At 60.3% G+C, this 16,103-nt stretch carries 17 protein-coding genes; 10 read left to right on the top strand and 7 right to left on the bottom strand.

Annotated elements, in window-relative coordinates:
* Window positions 1-17: 17 nt before the first annotated feature.
* From ACP15U_RS18700 to ACP15U_RS18675, 6 genes are read left to right on the top strand one after another with little or no spacing between them, the layout of a single operon-like run.
* Window positions 18-737 (top strand): transglutaminase-like domain-containing protein, encoded by a 720-nt coding sequence (locus ACP15U_RS18700; RefSeq protein WP_028284916.1) that lies wholly within the window; start codon window positions 18-20, stop codon window positions 735-737.
* Window positions 734-1,183: a MaoC family dehydratase gene (locus tag ACP15U_RS18695; protein ID WP_027264320.1), complete on the top strand. Its 450-nt coding sequence runs from the start codon at window positions 734-736 to the stop codon at window positions 1,181-1,183. The genes ACP15U_RS18700 and ACP15U_RS18695 overlap by 4 nt, the downstream gene beginning before the upstream one ends.
* Complete coding sequence (locus ACP15U_RS18690) at window positions 1,170-2,294, top strand: acyl-CoA dehydrogenase family protein (RefSeq protein WP_142494375.1); 1,125 nt, start codon at window positions 1,170-1,172, stop codon at window positions 2,292-2,294. Before ACP15U_RS18695 ends, ACP15U_RS18690 begins: the two co-directional genes overlap by 14 nt.
* Window positions 2,291-3,442, top strand: a complete 1,152-nt coding sequence (locus ACP15U_RS18685; RefSeq protein ID WP_136340186.1) for an acyl-CoA dehydrogenase family protein — start codon at window positions 2,291-2,293, stop codon at window positions 3,440-3,442. The genes ACP15U_RS18690 and ACP15U_RS18685 overlap by 4 nt, the downstream gene beginning before the upstream one ends.
* A gap of 28 nt (window positions 3,443-3,470) precedes the next feature.
* Window positions 3,471-4,280: an enoyl-CoA hydratase/isomerase family protein gene (locus ACP15U_RS18680; protein ID WP_028095226.1), complete on the top strand. Its 810-nt coding sequence runs from the start codon at window positions 3,471-3,473 to the stop codon at window positions 4,278-4,280.
* Between the two features lie 27 nt (window positions 4,281-4,307).
* Window positions 4,308-5,504 (top strand): phenylacetate--CoA ligase family protein, encoded by a 1,197-nt coding sequence (locus ACP15U_RS18675; RefSeq protein ID WP_229669281.1) that lies wholly within the window; start codon window positions 4,308-4,310, stop codon window positions 5,502-5,504.
* A gap of 225 nt (window positions 5,505-5,729) precedes the next feature.
* Here the strand turns inward: ACP15U_RS18675 and ACP15U_RS18670 are convergent, their stop codons facing one another.
* A complete protein-coding gene (locus ACP15U_RS18670; RefSeq protein WP_169739214.1) occupies window positions 5,730-6,707 on the bottom strand; it encodes an FAD-binding oxidoreductase in 978 nt (325 codons plus the stop codon).
* Here ACP15U_RS18670 and ACP15U_RS18665 point away from each other — a divergent pair.
* The 3 genes from ACP15U_RS18665 to ACP15U_RS18655 all read left to right on the top strand — a co-directional run bounded on the left by ACP15U_RS18665 (window position 6,658) and on the right by ACP15U_RS18655 (window position 8,725).
* A complete protein-coding gene (locus tag ACP15U_RS18665) occupies window positions 6,658-6,969 on the top strand; it encodes an SDR family NAD(P)-dependent oxidoreductase (RefSeq protein ID WP_185959051.1) in 312 nt (103 codons plus the stop codon). The two genes, ACP15U_RS18670 and ACP15U_RS18665, sit on opposite strands and share 50 nt — an antisense overlap.
* A 133-nt stretch (window positions 6,970-7,102) precedes the next feature.
* Complete coding sequence (locus tag ACP15U_RS18660; RefSeq protein WP_142495134.1) at window positions 7,103-8,299, top strand: IS256 family transposase; 1,197 nt, start codon at window positions 7,103-7,105, stop codon at window positions 8,297-8,299.
* A 72-nt stretch (window positions 8,300-8,371) separates the two neighbouring features.
* Window positions 8,372-8,725, top strand: a complete 354-nt coding sequence (locus ACP15U_RS18655) for an SDR family NAD(P)-dependent oxidoreductase (protein WP_268987217.1) — start codon at window positions 8,372-8,374, stop codon at window positions 8,723-8,725.
* A 10-nt stretch (window positions 8,726-8,735) separates the two neighbouring features.
* Here ACP15U_RS18655 and ACP15U_RS18650 read toward each other — a convergent pair whose 3' ends face one another.
* Genes ACP15U_RS18650 through ACP15U_RS18640 form a run of 3 tightly spaced genes read right to left on the bottom strand, consistent with a single transcriptional unit; the run spans window position 8,736 to window position 11,962 of the window.
* The gene (locus tag ACP15U_RS18650) at window positions 8,736-9,902 is read right to left on the bottom strand and encodes an acyl-CoA dehydrogenase family protein (RefSeq protein WP_142494837.1); all 1,167 of its coding nucleotides are present in this window, start codon (window positions 9,900-9,902) and stop codon (window positions 8,736-8,738) included.
* A 16-nt stretch (window positions 9,903-9,918) separates the two neighbouring features.
* Window positions 9,919-11,157 carry a thiolase family protein gene (locus ACP15U_RS18645; protein WP_027264384.1) on the bottom strand — a complete coding sequence of 413 codons (1,239 nt, stop codon included), beginning with the start codon at window positions 11,155-11,157 and terminating at the stop codon, window positions 9,919-9,921.
* 16 nt (window positions 11,158-11,173) lie between these two features.
* The gene (locus ACP15U_RS18640) at window positions 11,174-11,962 is read right to left on the bottom strand and encodes an enoyl-CoA hydratase/isomerase family protein (protein WP_028288592.1); all 789 of its coding nucleotides are present in this window, start codon (window positions 11,960-11,962) and stop codon (window positions 11,174-11,176) included.
* A gap of 113 nt (window positions 11,963-12,075) precedes the next feature.
* On the opposite strand from ACP15U_RS18640, the gene ACP15U_RS18635 reads away from it, so the two are divergent.
* Window positions 12,076-13,179: a CaiB/BaiF CoA transferase family protein gene (locus ACP15U_RS18635; protein WP_036540260.1), complete on the top strand. Its 1,104-nt coding sequence runs from the start codon at window positions 12,076-12,078 to the stop codon at window positions 13,177-13,179.
* Between the two features lie 25 nt (window positions 13,180-13,204).
* On the opposite strand, the gene ACP15U_RS18630 is transcribed toward ACP15U_RS18635, so the two are convergent.
* The 3 genes from ACP15U_RS18630 to ACP15U_RS18620 form a co-directional block, all read right to left on the bottom strand.
* On the bottom strand, window positions 13,205-13,993 hold the full coding sequence (locus ACP15U_RS18630) for an SDR family NAD(P)-dependent oxidoreductase (RefSeq protein ID WP_028288590.1): 789 nt from the start codon (window positions 13,991-13,993) through the stop codon (window positions 13,205-13,207).
* A 13-nt stretch (window positions 13,994-14,006) separates the two neighbouring features.
* Window positions 14,007-14,798, bottom strand: coding sequence for an ABC transporter ATP-binding protein (locus ACP15U_RS18625; protein WP_028288589.1), 792 nt, complete (start codon window positions 14,796-14,798; stop codon window positions 14,007-14,009).
* Window positions 14,799-14,859: 61 nt separating this feature from the next.
* Window positions 14,860-16,098, bottom strand: a complete 1,239-nt coding sequence (locus ACP15U_RS18620; RefSeq protein WP_051630972.1) for an ABC transporter substrate-binding protein — start codon at window positions 16,096-16,098, stop codon at window positions 14,860-14,862.
* Window positions 16,099-16,103 lie beyond the last annotated feature (5 nt).

The following is a 16,103-nucleotide window of genomic DNA, read 5'->3' as shown; positions in this document are numbered from 1 at the left end:
GAAAAAAGGAGGGGCCAATGGACAAGTCTGACGATGACCTGCCGACTGAAGCTGAGCGTTATGTCATGCCATCGCGCTTTGTGGAAAGCGATAGCTTGGAAGTGCAGGGTTTCGTGACATCGGCTTTGCGTGATCTCCCTGTGGGCGCAACCAATCGCGACAAGGCGATCCGCCTGTTCGAAGCGGTGCGCGACGATATTCGCTATGATCCCTATTGTTTTGCGCTGGATGAGGACTCTTACCGTGCCAGCCGTATCGCTGGGGCGGAAGCGGCGTTTTGCGTTCCCAAGGCAATTCTTCTGGCGGCTTGTTTGCGTGCTGTGGGTATCCCCGCCGCTCTGGGGTTCGCGGATGTGCGCAACCACCTGAATACACCCAAGTTGCAGGAGTTGATGGGGACCGATCTCTTTATCTACCACGGCTATGTTCAGCTGTGGTTGGGGAATGAGGCCTACAAGGTGACACCTGCATTCAACATGGAACTGTGTGAAAGATTCGGGGTCAAACCCCTGGTCTTCGACGGCTATCACGACGCGCTCTTTCATGAGTTCGACGAACAGAATCACCGGCACATGGAATATGTGAACGACCGTGGTCTCTATTTCGACGCGCCGATGGGTGAGTTCCTGGTGGCGTTCAAGGAAACCTATCCGAAGCTGGAAGAATTCAACCGCATCCGGATATCCAAGGATGCGAGCGGATACGATGACGGTTTCGCAAAGGAGGGTGCCTCTTGAGGTATCTGGAAGACTTCTCGCCGGGCCAAGTCTATCGCTTTCGCAGCGCTCCGATGAGCGCGGATTCAATAAAGGCCTTTGCCAAGGAATGGGATCCGCAGCGGCTGCACACCGATGAAGACTATGCAACCGCCATACATGGCAGCCTGATCGCCTCGGGCTTTCAGACCATGCTTGAGGTGTTCAAGCCGGTCATGACCGAGATGATGGTCGATGTTGCCAATATCGGCGGCATGGGCTTTGACAATTTGCGCTGGCTGCGGCCTGTGCACCCGAACGAACCCCTTGATGTCGAACTGACGGTCAACTCGGTCACACCGTCAAAAAGCAAGCCCGACAGAGGTGTTTTGCACTATACGCTCAGCGCCAAAAACCCCGAGGGCGAGGTCGTTTTTTCGACCGACACCCCCGTGATGATCCAGCGAAAACAAAATGACACAAACTGATATCCTTTCCAGCGAACAAGAAGACCTTCGCCTGTTGCGCGAGAGCGTGCGCACGTTGTTTGAACGGGCGGGCGGAAGTGACAGAGCCCGACAACTCCGTGATGCCGGGGGCGGTTTCGATCCGGAGATGGTCCGGGAACTGGCCGAGGCCGGTGTTTTCGGCGTGGCGGTGCCCGAAGATCAGGGCGGGCTTGGCATGGGCCTAGCCGCCGGGGGTGTCATCGCCGAGGAAGTCGGCCGTGTGATTGCCCCGGAACCGGTCGTGTCGACGATCGGTCTGAGCCTCGGCCTTCTGCGCCGCCTTTGTCCGGATCATCCGAAGATGGCACAGCTCATCGGCGGCGAAATTTCATTGGCGGTTGCCTGGCAGGAACGCGGCCCCGACGGGGCGCCTGCCGATGCGACCTGCCGATACGCGGACGGAAAGCTGACCGGTGGCAAGGCCTGGGTCGTCGGTGCGATCGGTTCGCACGGGTTCCTTGTCGTGGCCGAACAGGATGATGGTCCGGTTCTGGTTCTGGCTGAGGCAGACGCGCAGGGGCTTGTCATCGACAAGCGGACGCAGGCGGATGGCAGCTCTCTGGGCGAGCTTTCGTTTTCGGGAACTCCGGCCGCGGAATTGGCCAGCAGCGGTGCGGTTCTCACTGCACTGGCCGAAGCTGTCGCCGATGCAACGGCGCTTGCCGCGGCCGAGCTTGTCGGCCTGAGCGAGCGCGCCTTCGAGATCACGCTCGACTACATCAAGACGCGGGAGCAGTTCGACAAGCCGATCGGATCATTCCAGGTCATCCAGCACCGTGCCGTCGACCTCAACGTGATGTGCGAGGTCGCGCAGGCCGGAGTGCGGGAGGCGCTTGCGCAGATGGACAGCGAAACCGATCCGAAGGTTCGGGCCCCGATTGCCAGCCGCGCCAAAGCGCGCGCCGTCACGGCCGCCAAGAAAATCACCCGCGACGCCATCCAGCTGCACGGGGCCGTCGGGTACACGGATGAGTTCGATATCGGGCTCTACCTGAACCGGGCGCTGGTGCTGTCGGCCTGGTTGGGCGACGATGCCTATCACAGGCGGATATGGTTCGAGGCACGCGAAGCAGAGGGGGCAGCACAATGACCGACTGGAACGCTATGACCGATGCAGAGTTCCGCAAAGAAGTGCGCCAGTTCTTCGAGGCGGAATATCCCGAGGAGCTGCGTCACCTGCCGCACCGACCGAAGTTCGCCGAGATCGAACATTGGCACCGCAAGCTTCACGCCAAGGGCTGGGTCGCGCCAGCCTGGCCCGCTGAATTCGGCGGTATGGGGCTGAACGCCGCCAAGTTGCTGATCTTTTACGAAGAGCAGCAGCGCTGGGGCGTCAATCGCGGCCGCGACATGGGCGTGCAGATGGTCGGGCCGCTGATCATCAAATTCGGCACCCAGGAACAAAAAGATTACTGGCTGCCGCGTATCCTGAGTTGCGAAGATATCTGGTGTCAGGGCTATTCGGAACCCGGCGCCGGGTCCGATCTGGCGAACCTGCGCACACGCGCAGAGATTGACGGCGACGACTTTGTCATCAACGGACAGAAGATCTGGACCACGATGGCGCATGACGCCACGCATATTTTCATGCTGGTGCGCACCGATCCCGATGCGCCGAAGAAACAGCAGGGCATCAGTTTCCTGCTCGCTCCGATGGATCAACCCGGAGTCGAGGTGCGCACCATCACGACCCTGTCGGGCGAGACCGAGTTTTGCGAGGTCTTCTTTGACAATGCACGGACGCCCCGCGAGAACCTCGTGGGCGAGCTGAACAAGGGTTGGACGATGGCCAAGGCTCTCTTGAGCTTCGAACGCATTTTCATCGGTTCGCCAAGTCTGGCCCAGAACGCTCTGGGACAGCTTGAAAGTTTTGCCCGTGGCCGTGGCGCGTTTGACGATCCGGTGTTCCGTGACCGCTTTGCCCAGGCGGCACTGGATGTGGAAGATCATGCCGCGCTTTATGCCCGTTTTGCAGATCAGCTCAAACGTGGCGAGACGCTCGGTGCGGATGTGTCCATGCTGAAGATTTGGGTGACTGAATGCTTCCAGCGCATCACCGAGCTGATGATCGAAGCAGCCGGTCCCGATGGCGGCTCCATCGGGCCGCTTCAGGTCGGCAACGTAAGTGTCGATGTTCTGGCGAGTTTCTACAAGGCCAGACCTACCACGATCTACGGTGGATCGAACGAAATCCAAAGAAACATCCTGTCCAAGGCCGTCCTGGGACTGCCTGGCTGAATCAATACCCCACGGAGGAAATAGAACCATGTCGGATCGTTATGCAAAATACGATAAACTGAAATTTGACTACCCGGCGGATCGCGTCCTGCGCATCACGTTCGACCGGCCCGAGACATTCAACTCGGTCGATGCCGAAACCCACACCCAGATGACGGACATGTGGATCGATATCGACCGTGACCCAGACATCAATTCGGTCATCGTGACCGGTGCGGGCAAGGCATTTTCCGCCGGGGGTGATTTCAGCCTGATCGAAAACATGATTGGCAATTCGCACGAGATCATGAAGACGTGGAAAGAAGCCAAGGATCTCGTCTATAACATCATCAACTGCAACAAGCCGATCATTTCCGCGATCAATGGCCCTGCGGCCGGCGCAGGCCTTGTGGTTGCCATCCTGGCCGACATCTCGATCGCCGGAAAGAAGGCCAAGATTGTCGATGGTCATCCCCGCCTTGGTGTTGCCGCCGGTGACGTCGCGGCGATTATCTGGCCGCTGCTGACCTCGATGGCCAAGGCGAAATACTATCTGATGACCTGCAAGCCGGTGTCGGGCGAAGAGGCCGAGCGTATCGGTCTGGTATCAATGTGCGTCGAGGATGACGAGCTGCAGCAGATCGCGCTGGATACAGCCGTCGAACTGGCCAACGGCTCGCAAAGCGCGATTCGCTGGACCAAGTATTCGCTGAACAACTGGCTGCGCCAGGCCGGGCCGATCTTTGATGCGTCGACCGCGCTGGAGATGCTTGGCTTCATGAGCGAGGACGTCAAGGAAGGTGTGTTGTCGCACCGCGAGAAGCGCGCGCCGAACTTCCGTAAGGACTGCCCGCTTTAACACCAGATTGGACGAGGAGGCATGGAAATGTCTGATGATATCTACAAAGATATAGCTCAAGCCTATGCCGCTGCGGCCGAAAAAGCTCCTGGCCTGAAATCGCGATTTACGGCTGCCGGATTCGATCCGGCAGCTGTCACATCGGTGGCGGACCTCTCGCGTCTTCCAGTGATGAAAAAAGAAGAGCTTCTGAAGATCCAGCGCGAGAACCCGCCCTTTGGCGGGTTCCTGGCCTCGGATCTGAAGGATGTCGGGCGGATCTACGTGTCCCCCGGCCCGATTTTCGAACCGGCCCTTTCGGACGGTGGCGGCCACGGCCTTGACCGGCTGTTCAAGGCGGCAGGCGTGGGGCCGGGGGATATCATCCTGAACACCTGGATGTATCATCTGGTGCCCGCGGGGCTTTTGTTCGACGAAGCGGCACAGGCCGCAGGCGCCACGGTGATCCCCGGAGGCGTCGGCAATACGGAGCTTCAGGCACAGATCATCGCCGAAACCGGCGTGACTTCGATCTGCGCTTCGACCGCGTTTTTCCTGACGCTGGCGGACAAGGTGATCGAAACCTATGGCCGCGACGCATGGAAGGTGAAGACAGCCTTCCTCGGCGGTGAGATGGGCGACTGGATGGCCAAGCGCCGCCGGATCGAGGCCGAATACGGCGTGTCCACCTGGGCCGCCTATGCCACCGCCGATCTGGGCCTTGTCGCCTATGAGGATGGCGGCGAAGGCTACCTGGTTCATCCCGACCGCGTGGTGCAGATCTGCGATCCGGTCAGCGGCGAACAGGTCGCTCATGGCGATCCTGGCGAGGTTGTCGTGACCGCGCGCGATTCCACCTGGCCGATGATCCGGTTCGGCACCGGCGACAGCGCCTTTGCCCTGGAAAGCAACGCGGATGGCACCGTCAGCCGGATTTCAGCATTGCAGGGACGGGTCGGGGCAGCGGTCAAAGTGCGCGAGATTTTCGTTTATCCGCGCGTGGTTGAAGAAGTTGTCATCGGCACGCCGGGCGCAAAGGCCGCGCAGGCCGTGGTAACGCGCGAGAACGATCGCGACATGATCCGCCTCTCGCTTGTGCTGGAAGACGGTGCCGACGCTTCCGCCGCAGAAGCAGCCGCCGCTGATACCTTCAAACTGCATGCACGAATTCGTGCTGACGAGGTGAACATTGTTTCGGAACTACCCGAAAATGCAGAACTGATCGTCAACCAAAAAGACCGCTGAGATCGGGTTCTGTGCGCTTTGCCTGAATCCGACCTTTTAGCCGACACTGGCACGCGGGTTTTCGTGGACCCAAGACTTTCAACTTGGCGAAGGTCTTGGGGATCCCGGCCCCGCGCGCCCGTGGGGTGTCGCGGAAAGCGGCACAGGTCAAACGTGGTCGAAATCGACTGTCAGTTTTTTGGTTTTCGGACGGGCCTGGCAGGTCAGGACAAAGTTCTCCTTCAACTACCGAGGCTCCAAAGCATAGTTCAGCGTCATCTCTGCCTCGCCTTCGATAACTTTGGCGCGGCAGGTGGAACACATTGCGCCCTTGCAGCAATAGGGTAGTTCGATACCTGCTGCGGCGGCGGAGACCACGCTTTCCTGATCAGGTGTCATCACAAAGCTGCGGGCGGTGCCATCAAGGATCGCCGTGACCTGAACTCCTTCTCCAGTGGCGGCTTCCGCCGTAAGCGGCGCAAGCGTGACGGTGGCGGTATTGTCAGCATCGGCGGGAGCGAACAGCTCGTCATGAAAACGGTTCTCTTCAACGCCGAGGTCGCGGAGCGCGGTCTTGAGTTCCTGAATCATCTCGGCGGGGCCGCAAAGAAAAGCATCTTCTATTTCTGCCGGAGCGAACAGGGCACCGGAGAACTTGCGCAGCTTTTCCGCATCAAGCCGGCCCGAGAATAGTGGGGAATCGGTGCCTTCGCGCGTCAGTGTATGAAAAAGAGAGAACCGTCCGGGATAGGTATCCTTGAGATCGTTCAATTCGTCGCGGAAGATGATGGAACTTAGCGTTCGACTGCCGTAAAAAAGGATGAAGTTGGCCCCGGCCTCGGTGGCAAGCACCGAGCGGATGATCGAAATGATTGGAGTAGTTCCACTGCCCGGGGCCAGGGCGAGATAGGTGCGTGGTCCGCCTTGTCGTATCTTTGATCCGAATGTGCCTTCGGGCGTCATGACATCAAGTTCGGTGCCCGGTGGCAGTTCGCTATGAACGAAAGAGGAAAACGCTCCGCCTTCCAGCAGCTTGACCAGAACGCGCAACTCGCCATCGTCTCGGCCGGAGCTGACCGAATAGCATCGCCGCACACCATCGATATCACCGGCACGGCGCAGCGTGACGTACTGGCCCGGGATGAATTGATAGTCGTCCGCCAGATCTTCGGGATTGGGCGAGCATTTCGCCGAACTGCTGGCGGGGCAGGATGTCGACGTCACATTGGCCGCCCGCCGCGTCGCCCGCTTGTCTGAGCTTTCCGCAAAGATAGCGGCGGAAGGGGGGCAGGCCGATGTGATAGAGATGGACGTGGCGGACCCGGAGTCGGTGGAAGCCGCGCTGAAGGGACGGGTCTTTGACACTGTCATCAACAATGCCGGAACGACGGCATCTCTTCCCGCATTGGAACACGGGCCGGCCGAAATCGACGCGATCATAGACACAAATCTCAAGGGCGCATTTCATGTCGCACCGTATCGGTAGTGCCCCGTGGGGTGGTGTAAGAGGCCGCGCGCGAAGCCCTTGGCGTAGCGCAGCGCGCGGCCGGGCTGGCGGCCATCGCGCTTCTTCGTAGTCTGAGGTTGTTCGAAGACCGACGACAACGAAGGAGAGCACGATGACCGAGAACATGATCGACCTTCCGGGCATGATCGCCAAGAGCGATGACGCGGATTTCTTGCGCGAGCTGATCCAGGATGCCGCGCAGCGGCTGATGGATATCGAGGTGGCCACCGTTTGCGGTGCGGGCCATGGCGAGCGCAGCCCGCACCGGGAGAACCAGCGGAACGGCTACCGGCCGCGGCAATGGGATACCCGGGCGGGGACCATCGGCCTGAACATCCCGAAGCTGCGCAAGGGCAGCTATTTTCCGACCTTCCTGGAGCCACGGCGGACGGCGGAGAAGGCGCTGATGGCAGTGATCCAGGAGGCCTACATCCATGGTGTTTCCACGCGCGCTGTCGATGACTTGGTGCGCGCCATGGGGCTGACGGGCACCTCCAAGAGCCAGGTCTCGCGGCTCTGCGAGGAGATCGACGAGCGGGTGCAGGCGTTCCTGAACCGGCCTCTCGAAGGCGATTGGCCCTTCCTCTGGCTCGACGCCACTTATGTGAAGCTGCGTGAGGGCGGGCGGATCGTCTCGATGGCGGTGATAGTGGCTGTGGCGGTCAATACAGACGGGCGGCGCGAGATCTTGGGGATTACCGTCATGCCCTCGGAAGCCGAGACGTTCTGGGCCGACTTCCTGCGGTCTCTTACTCGGCGCGGCCTGCGGGGCGTGCAGTTGGTGATCAGCGACGCACATGAGGGCCTGAAAGCTGCCGCACGCAAGGTGCTCAGTGCCGGCTGGCAGCGCTGCCGCGTGCATTTCCAGCGCAACCTCCTGGCCCGCGTGGGCAAGACCCACAAGCCGGTGGTCAGCGCGGTGGTAAAGACCGTTTTCGCCGAGAAGGACCGCGACCAGGCCCATGCCCGCTGGCGTGAGGTCGCCGACAGCCTGCGGGACCGGTTCCGCGATGTTGCCGAGCTGATGGATGAGGCGGAGCATGACGTGCTGGCTTACATGGCCTTCGACGAGAGCCTGCGCTCGAAGCTGCACAGCACAAACCCACTGGAACGCGTCAACAAGGAGATCAAGCGGCGGACCAATGTCGTCGGCATCTTTCCCAACCGCGAAGCCGTCATCCGGCTGGTCGGCGCGCTCATGCTGGAGCAAAACGATGAATGGGCCGTCTCCCGCCGCTACATGCCGGTGGAAAAGCTGACGGCCGTGTGCAACGATACCGGCGCGGCGACGATGATCGCCGCGCAGTGAACGAGCAGCACCAGCTATGAAGAAGCAGGTGGACGCCAGTTCCTACACCATCTCCCGGGACACTACCCACGTATCGCCGCCAAAGCGATGATTGATGCCGGACGCGGGGGCTGTATCGTCAATGTCGCCTCGATTCTGGGCACACGGGTGGCCAGCCATGTGTCCGCCTATGCCGCGTCCAAGGAAGGGCTGATTCAACTGACCCGGTCTCTGGCGCTTGAATGGGCGCGGCATGGCATCCGGGTGAATGCCATCTGCCCCGGTTATATCGAAACCGACCTGAACCGTGAGTTTTTTGCCACTGACGCGGGACAGGCATTGATCAAACGCGTCCCGCAGCGCCGGTTGGGGCATGATCCGTTGGCCGCCCCCCCGGACCGGGGGCCTACGATAAGGCGACCGGGAATCCCCGGCCGCAATTCTTAGAGTCACGATTTCAGAACGCGTTAAGCCCGGTCAGGTTGCGCCCGATGACCAGTTTTTGGATTTCGGTGGTGCCATCGGGAATCGGCATGACCTTTGCATTGCGGAAGTGCCGTTCAACGGGGAACTCTTTGGTGATGCCGTTGCCGCCGTGGATCTGCACCGCTTTGCCGGCGATTTCGACGGCCATTTCGGTTGCATACCATTTCGCCATCGAGGTCTGGGTGTCACAGCGCACGCCCAGGTCCAGAAGTTGCAGCCCGCGCTGGCACAACAGGCGCGCGGCATCCAGGTGCGTGGCCATGTCGGCCAAGTAGCCTTGAATCAACTGGTGCCCGCCGATCGGCTTACCATGTTGTTGGCGATCCTGCGCATATTTGACGGCACATTCCAACGCCGCCTGCGCTATGCCAATGCTCGTCAGGCCGACAAACACGCGAGCGCTCTCAAACAGTTTCAATGTCTGGAACAGGCCGCCGCCTGCATTACCCAGAACATGGTCAGCGCTGGTTTCGGCACGGTCGAAAAACAATTCGCAGGTCGATGCACCGATAAGCCCCAGCTTGCGCAATTCGCGGCTCTCGTAGTTGCCGGTATCGCGGTCGACGATGACCATGGAAATACCGTCGTCCAGATTGCAGACAACGATGGCGAAATCCGACTGGGCCCCATTGGAAATCCAGAGCTTCTGGCCAGTGACGAAAATCTTATCGCCCTCGCGGTCCGCACGTGTCTTGACCTCGCGTACGTTCGAACCGACCTCTGGTTCGGAAATACAGGTGGCACAGATCCGTTCGCTGCGCAGGAGCGGCTTCAGATAGGCCTCTTTCTGCGCCACATTTCCCAAGAGGTTGACCGCGAACACGGCATGACCCTGAATCAGCACCGCGATTGCCAGATCGGCCCATATCCGGGCCAGTTCCTCGTATAGGATGCCATAGGTCATGCGGTCGATTCCGGCACCGCCGTCCTCTTCGGGGATCAGGCCGCTGATCAGCCCGAATTCCTCGACCTTGGCGAACAGGGACTTCAGGGTTTTCGCATCGGGGGGGTGGCCGAGGTTCTCGTATTTCTCGGCCAGCGGCGCGAACTCTGCCTCGGCCATCTTGCGGAAGTTTTCCAGCAACATGCGTTGCTCATCTGTATAGATTGCCTGAGCGGCGGCGATCACGTTTTCCATGGTTCGTCTCCTTGTTTCAACGGCCCAGAATGGTGACGCAGGCGGCCGCTTCTTCTACCCCGTGCAACCCCCCGCCGTTTTCGGCGATGGCGTTCTTTGCCCCTTCGACCTGACGCGCGCCAGCTTCGCCGCGCAGTTGCGTGACCAGTTCGAAAACCTGCCCTATCCCTGTGGCACCGACCGGGTGGCCCTTGGATTCCAACCCGCCCGAGGGGTTCACCGGAATGCGTCCACCGATCTTTGTCTCGCCGCGCAGACTGGCGGGACCGCCCTCGCCGAATTCGACAAATCCGAGGTTCTCGATCTGGATCACTTCGCCCACGGCCGTGGCGTCATGCACTTCGGCCACCGATATATCCTCGGGGCCGATCCCGGCCTGTTCATAGGCCTCAAGCGCGGCAAGCCGGGTCAGGTGGTTCTTGTAATCTTCCGGCGGACGATCGGTGCCCGAGCGCAGGATCGCGGCCTTGACCTTGATCGCGCGCGCGGGATCTAGGCCCAGACGTTTTATCCCCTCGCCGGTGCATAAAACGGCCGCAGCGGCCCCGTCCGAGATCGGGGCGCACATCGGCAGGGTCAGCGGATAGGTGATCGGCGGCGCGGCCAATACCCGATCGACGCTCATGGCTTCTCGGTATTGCGCCAGTGGATTATGCACGGAATGCGCATGGTTCTTGGCGGCGACGGCGGCGAACTGTTCCTGAGTTGTGCCAAAGGTCTTCATGTGCAGCCGGGCGAAGCCTGCGTAGACATCCATGAACACGCTGTAGGGCTTGGGCGATTTCGATCCTTCGGGTTCCTCGACCCCTGCACCCAGATCGGCCAGCCGTTGCGCGACCTCTTCGCTGTTGCTGACGTCCCAGCCGCTGTCGAAGGCCGAAAACATCAACGCACGGTCGTCAGAATACATCTTTTCGGCGCCCACGGCGAGACAGCAGTCGCCATTGCCGGCCTTGAGGAAATCGACTGCCAGTTTGAACCCGGTCGAGGCGCTGGCGCAGGCGTTTTCGACATTCACCACCGGAATGCCCTGAATGCCCATTTCACGCAGCGCGATTTCGCCGCGGATCATGTGCTGGCCCTCCATGTGGCCCTGCACCGCGTTCGAGAAGAATGCGCCGTCGATACGATCTGCCGTCACTCGGGCATCGGAAAGCGCGGCGGCGACGGCCTCGCCGGTCATGTCCTTGATGGTTTTGTCCCGGAACTTTCCGAACGGCGTCATCCCGATGCCAACGATGTAAATGTCCTGCATCGTTTGTCCTCCTGACCTAGTATCCGCGAAACTGCGGTTTTCGTTTTTCATTGAACGCCGACAGACCCTCGTGCATGTCCCAGGATCGCATGTGCGCGCGCAGGTTCAGCATCTCTTCGGAAAGCGCGGCGGTTTCGTCCACGTCCAGCGACCGATTGGCAACCGTCTTCATGCGGCGTAAGACCGCCGGGCTTTTTTCTGCCAGCCTGTCGGTAAAGGCCTGCACCGCTTGTCGCAGGTCTTCGTCCGCGATGACCTTGTTCACCAGTCCCCAGTCCATCATGTCCCGTGCCGAAACGTTCTCGCCCGAGAACAGCAGGTATTTCGCGCGGTTCAGGCCAATCCTACGCGGCAGGATCGCCGCACCGCCGGCCCCGGGAAAGACGCCAAAGTTGGAATGTGCGTCGCCCAGTTGCGCGCTTTCGGCGGCAAAGACCAGATCGCAGGCCATCACCATTTCCAAACCGCCCGCCATCGCCAGCCCGTTCACTGCGGCGATCACCGGTTTCGGGCCATGTCGCATCAGCCCAAACGTGTGATCGACAAGATCCAGAAGATCCGGCTCGCCTGGTGCATGTTTGGCGCCAGCAACTTCTTTCAGATCGGCACCGGCGCAGAATGCCCGGCCAGAGCCGGTCAGGACAATTGTACGCACCCCATCGTCGGCCAGCGCCGATTCCAGTGCTGCCGCCATCTCGCGCAGCATCTGCGTTGACATTGCGTTGAGCTGTTCGGTGCGCTGGAAGGTAATCCATTCAGTTTTTGCGACCCGCTCAACGAATAGCGTCTGCTTTGCTTCACTCATGCTAAGCTCCTGATAATTATACATATTATTGGTTTTTCGCCTTGTCTTTTGCGGCGATTTGCGCTGCACTCGGGCGGACCCGCACGTGGAAAACAAAAGAGCTGGAGATTGATATGAGCACTGCACCCCTGGCCGGCCTGAAAATTCTCAGCCTTGCCGAACAGTTTCCCGGTCCCTATGCCACAATGCTGTTGTCCGACATGGGAGCCGAGGTGATCATGATCGAACGACCGGGTGTCGGCGATCCGGCCCGGCAATTTCCGCCCTTGTTCCGGGCACTGAACCGAGGCAAGCGCAGCGTTGCGTTGGATCTGAAATCGGCCGAGGGGCTGGCACGGTTTCGCGAACTGGCCAAGGAATCGGATGTCATCGTCGAAGGGTTCCGCCCTGGCAAGCTTGCGGCCTTGGGTGCCGGTTTCGAGGACATGCGTAGTGTCAACTCGCGGCTGGTTTATGTATCGATTTCGGGTTACGGGCAGGACGGCCCCTATCGTGACAGGGCTGGCCATGACCTGAGCTATGAAGGGGTTGGCGGTTTGCTGGCCGATCAGGCCGATGCAAAGCAGCCCGGCCCTGTGCCGCCGATCCCCCTTGCGGATGTTGGCGCGGCGTTGTTCGCGGCGATCGCAATCCTGTCGGCGGTGGTGTCGAGCCAGCGCACAGGGCAGGGGCGTTACGTGGACGTGTCCATGTCGGATGCGGTGGTTTCGATGTTGACCGCATTCCTCGTTCCCGCCGCCAATGGAACACCGCTGGGCGAATTTATCGCCGAGCCGGGCTATGGCGTGTTCACCTGCAAAGACGGCAAGCTCTTGACCTTGTCCATCGCGCATGAGGACTGGTTCTGGAAACCGTTCTGCGATGTGATCAACAGGGCGGATCTTGCGCCGTTGACAGGCCGCGACCGTGTCGCCCGCAAGGCCGCGCTGCGCGAAGAAATCGCGGCGATTTTGGTCAACAAGACGCGCGCCGAATGGGGCGACCTTCTGGATAAGGCGGGGGTGCCATGGGGTCCGGTCAATTCCCTGGTCGAAACGTTGGACGACCCCCATGTGCGTGCGCGCCAGCTGCTGCGCAAGATTACGCATGACGGCGGCAAGGCCGAGACTTTTATTGTCCAGCCGTTGAAATTCGATGGTTTCGAAACCGCGATACCGGATCTGCCCCCCGAGCTCGGGGCAGATAATGACAGCGTTTTTTCGGACAGCTCCAACTAGAGGCGGCAGCCGTCCGATGGCGGCTCTAGCAGGCAAAAGAATACCCGCCATTCACCGGATAAGTTTGACCGGTGATCCAGCTGGCAGCATCCGAGCAGAGGAACAGGATCATTCCGGCGGGGTCTTCCGGCTCGCCCAGACGGCGGATCACGTATTGCGACAATGCCCGCTTCTCGGTCTCTGCATCCGGGATCAGGTCGGCGACAGCCGGAGTTCTTGTGCCCCCCAAGGCGACGCAATTCGCGGTGATCCCGAACCGACCACCGGCTTTTGCAATTGCCCGCATGAAGCCGGCCGCGCCGGCCTTGGCGCCGGAGTAGACCGCCAGATGCGGCTCGCCCACGCGGCCCGCGTCGGAGATGACTGTCACGATGCGCCCATAGCCGCCCTTGACCATCAGGGGCATTGCGTGACGGGTGCAGTTCAACACGCCGTCGAAATTGGTCGCCATCCAGCGCTTCCATTCCGATGGGTCTGAGTCCCAGAAGGGCACCAGATCATCGAGCCGCGAGGTCGGCCCCGCGTTCCCGGCGTTGTTGACCAGGATATCCACGCCGCCGAACGCGGATTGCGCCTCGGCGAAAGCTGCGCCGACCGCCTCGAAGTTCGAGACGTCAAAGGCGATTGGCAATGCCTTGGCGCCAGCTGCTTCAACTTCTGCGGCAACGCTTTCCGCCCGATCGGCGTGAAAATCATTGATCACAACAGCGCCTGCGCCATGTTCCGCCAGATAAAGCGCGACCTGCCGGCCCACGCCCTGTCCGGCGCCGGTCACCAGCGCGGTGCGGCCCTTGATATCCAGGATGGTGCTCATGAATTCCTTCTCCTCAGCCCAGCCATCTCTTCCGGCGGCGATAGTGTTTGATATCTCGATAGCTTTTGCGCTCGCCCGATGCGGTGACGCCGAGATAGAATTCCTTGATGTCCTCGTTGTCAGCGAGCTTGTCGGCAGGGCCGTCCATCACGATCCGGCCGTTCTCCATCACATAGGCATAGTCGGCGATCGATAGCGCCGCGGCGCTGTTTTGTTCGACCAGGAAGAAGGTCGTGCCTTCTGACTTGAGCTGCTTGAGCACTTCATAAACATCCCGGATCATCATCGGGGCCAATCCCAACGACGGTTCGTCGATCGCGATGATCTTGGGGCTGGCCATCATGGCCCGGCCGATCAGCAGCAGTTGTTGTTCGCCACCAGACATGAAGCCAGAGGTGCGGTTGCGCAGGTCCGCAAGCCGGGGCATCAAGGTGTAAACATGGTCCAAGCGCTTTTTCAGCTCGGCGGAGTTGGGCACCATGTGCCCGCCGACGATCAGGTTTTGCTCTGACGTCAGATGCCGCAAAACGCGCCGCCCTTCCATCACATGGATGAGACCGTTCTTCACGACTTCCGAGGCTTCCATGTTCTGAATGGGAGTTCCGTCCAGAACGATGGACCCCGCCGAAACGGTTCCATCCTCGGATTTGAGCGTTCCCGAGATGGCTTTAAGCGTCGTGCTTTTTCCTGCGCCATTGCCACCGAGCAGAGCAACACATTGTCCCGCACGGACTGTCATGGACACGCCTTTGAGCGCCAGGATGACGTCGGAATATGTCACCTCTACGTTGTTGAGTTCCAGCATGGTCATATTGCCCGGGGCTAAGGATCAGAACGGGCGCCGCGACTGCGGCGCCCGGATTAATTCACCATTTCTCAACTTGCGGAACGTCGACACCCGTTGCCGCGATGGTGATTTTCCCATCTTTGACGGTGCCCACATTCACTTTGAGGCCTTCCAATGGGAACGGTGCTTCTGGCGTAAAGGACAAGGTCGGCAGGAACCCATGGGTTTCTTCGGTGGTGATCGGTTTGGCAAAAAGCGCCTCACGTACCATCTCTCCGGTCAGGCCCTCGGCGCCGTTCGCCTCGATCGCGTGATCGATCACGGTCACGGTATAGAGACCCTGAGATACGCCCATTGCGGTCACGACGTTCCAAGGTGCTTCGAGTCCGTAATCGGCAACCAATGTCTCGTAGAATTGTCGCGCGGGAGTGTCCTCATCGGCCGCAATCGCCATGCCGTAGGCTTCAAAGTCCCCCTCCATTTGCTCAAGCCCGCCAAGCGCGCCACCCGAGGCTGGAAGCCCGTTATGCGAACTCATCATGATCGGGATGTTCGCCCCGTTGGCCTGCAGCCCACGTTTCGCGGCAACCACGATAGAGGTGTTCGTTTGGATTACCAGCGCCTCGGCCCCGGCTCGTACAACGCGGCGCATTTGCCCCGTCAGATCGGTGGGTTGAACTTCGGTATAGATGACCTCGACGAGGTCGATCTCCTCGGGGTGCTCTTCGGCATAGAGTTCAAGGCCCTTTGCCATGTCGACATAGGCAGGCGATGCTTCGGAGGCGAGGATCGCAACCTTGAGCGGTTCGTCTCCTCCGCGCTGTTCACGCATCCAGTTTAGAAAGCCGACACTTTCGTGCGAATAGGTCGGACGTGGGTTGAAAATCCAGGCATCCGGTTGCCAGGCAAAACCGTAGGCCGCTGTGGCCATGAACATCGGGATTTTGTCTTCCGGCAGGCGTTCGGAAAGGGCCGCGACGTCAGGCCCGCCGAGGCCGACAACCGCAATCGGGTCCAGTTCCGATTTGATCCCGGGCCAGAGACTTGCCACCTGTGCCGCGTCATAGCGGGTTTCGTAGTTTTTGTAGTTCAGCGTGACGCCAAGTTCCTTGCCGCGGGTTTCATTCCACCAGGTGAACACAGCTTCGCGTCCGCCTGCCAGGATGGGCATGATGTCAGCATAAGGGCCGGAAAAGTCCGACAGCAGGGCCAGATTATAGGTCTCTTCGGCCTGCGCCTTCAAAGGCATGGTCGCCGCGGCCGCCAAGGCAGCCGCTGCCAGTAAGCCGCGAAGACCTCGATTCGATTGGTAAGTCATATTCT

It is taken from the genome of Primorskyibacter sp. S87 (assembly GCF_049801055.1).
Lineage (GTDB): Bacteria > Pseudomonadota > Alphaproteobacteria > Rhodobacterales > Rhodobacteraceae > JBNAGF01.
This window is presented reverse-complemented; position numbering and strand designations above follow the sequence as displayed.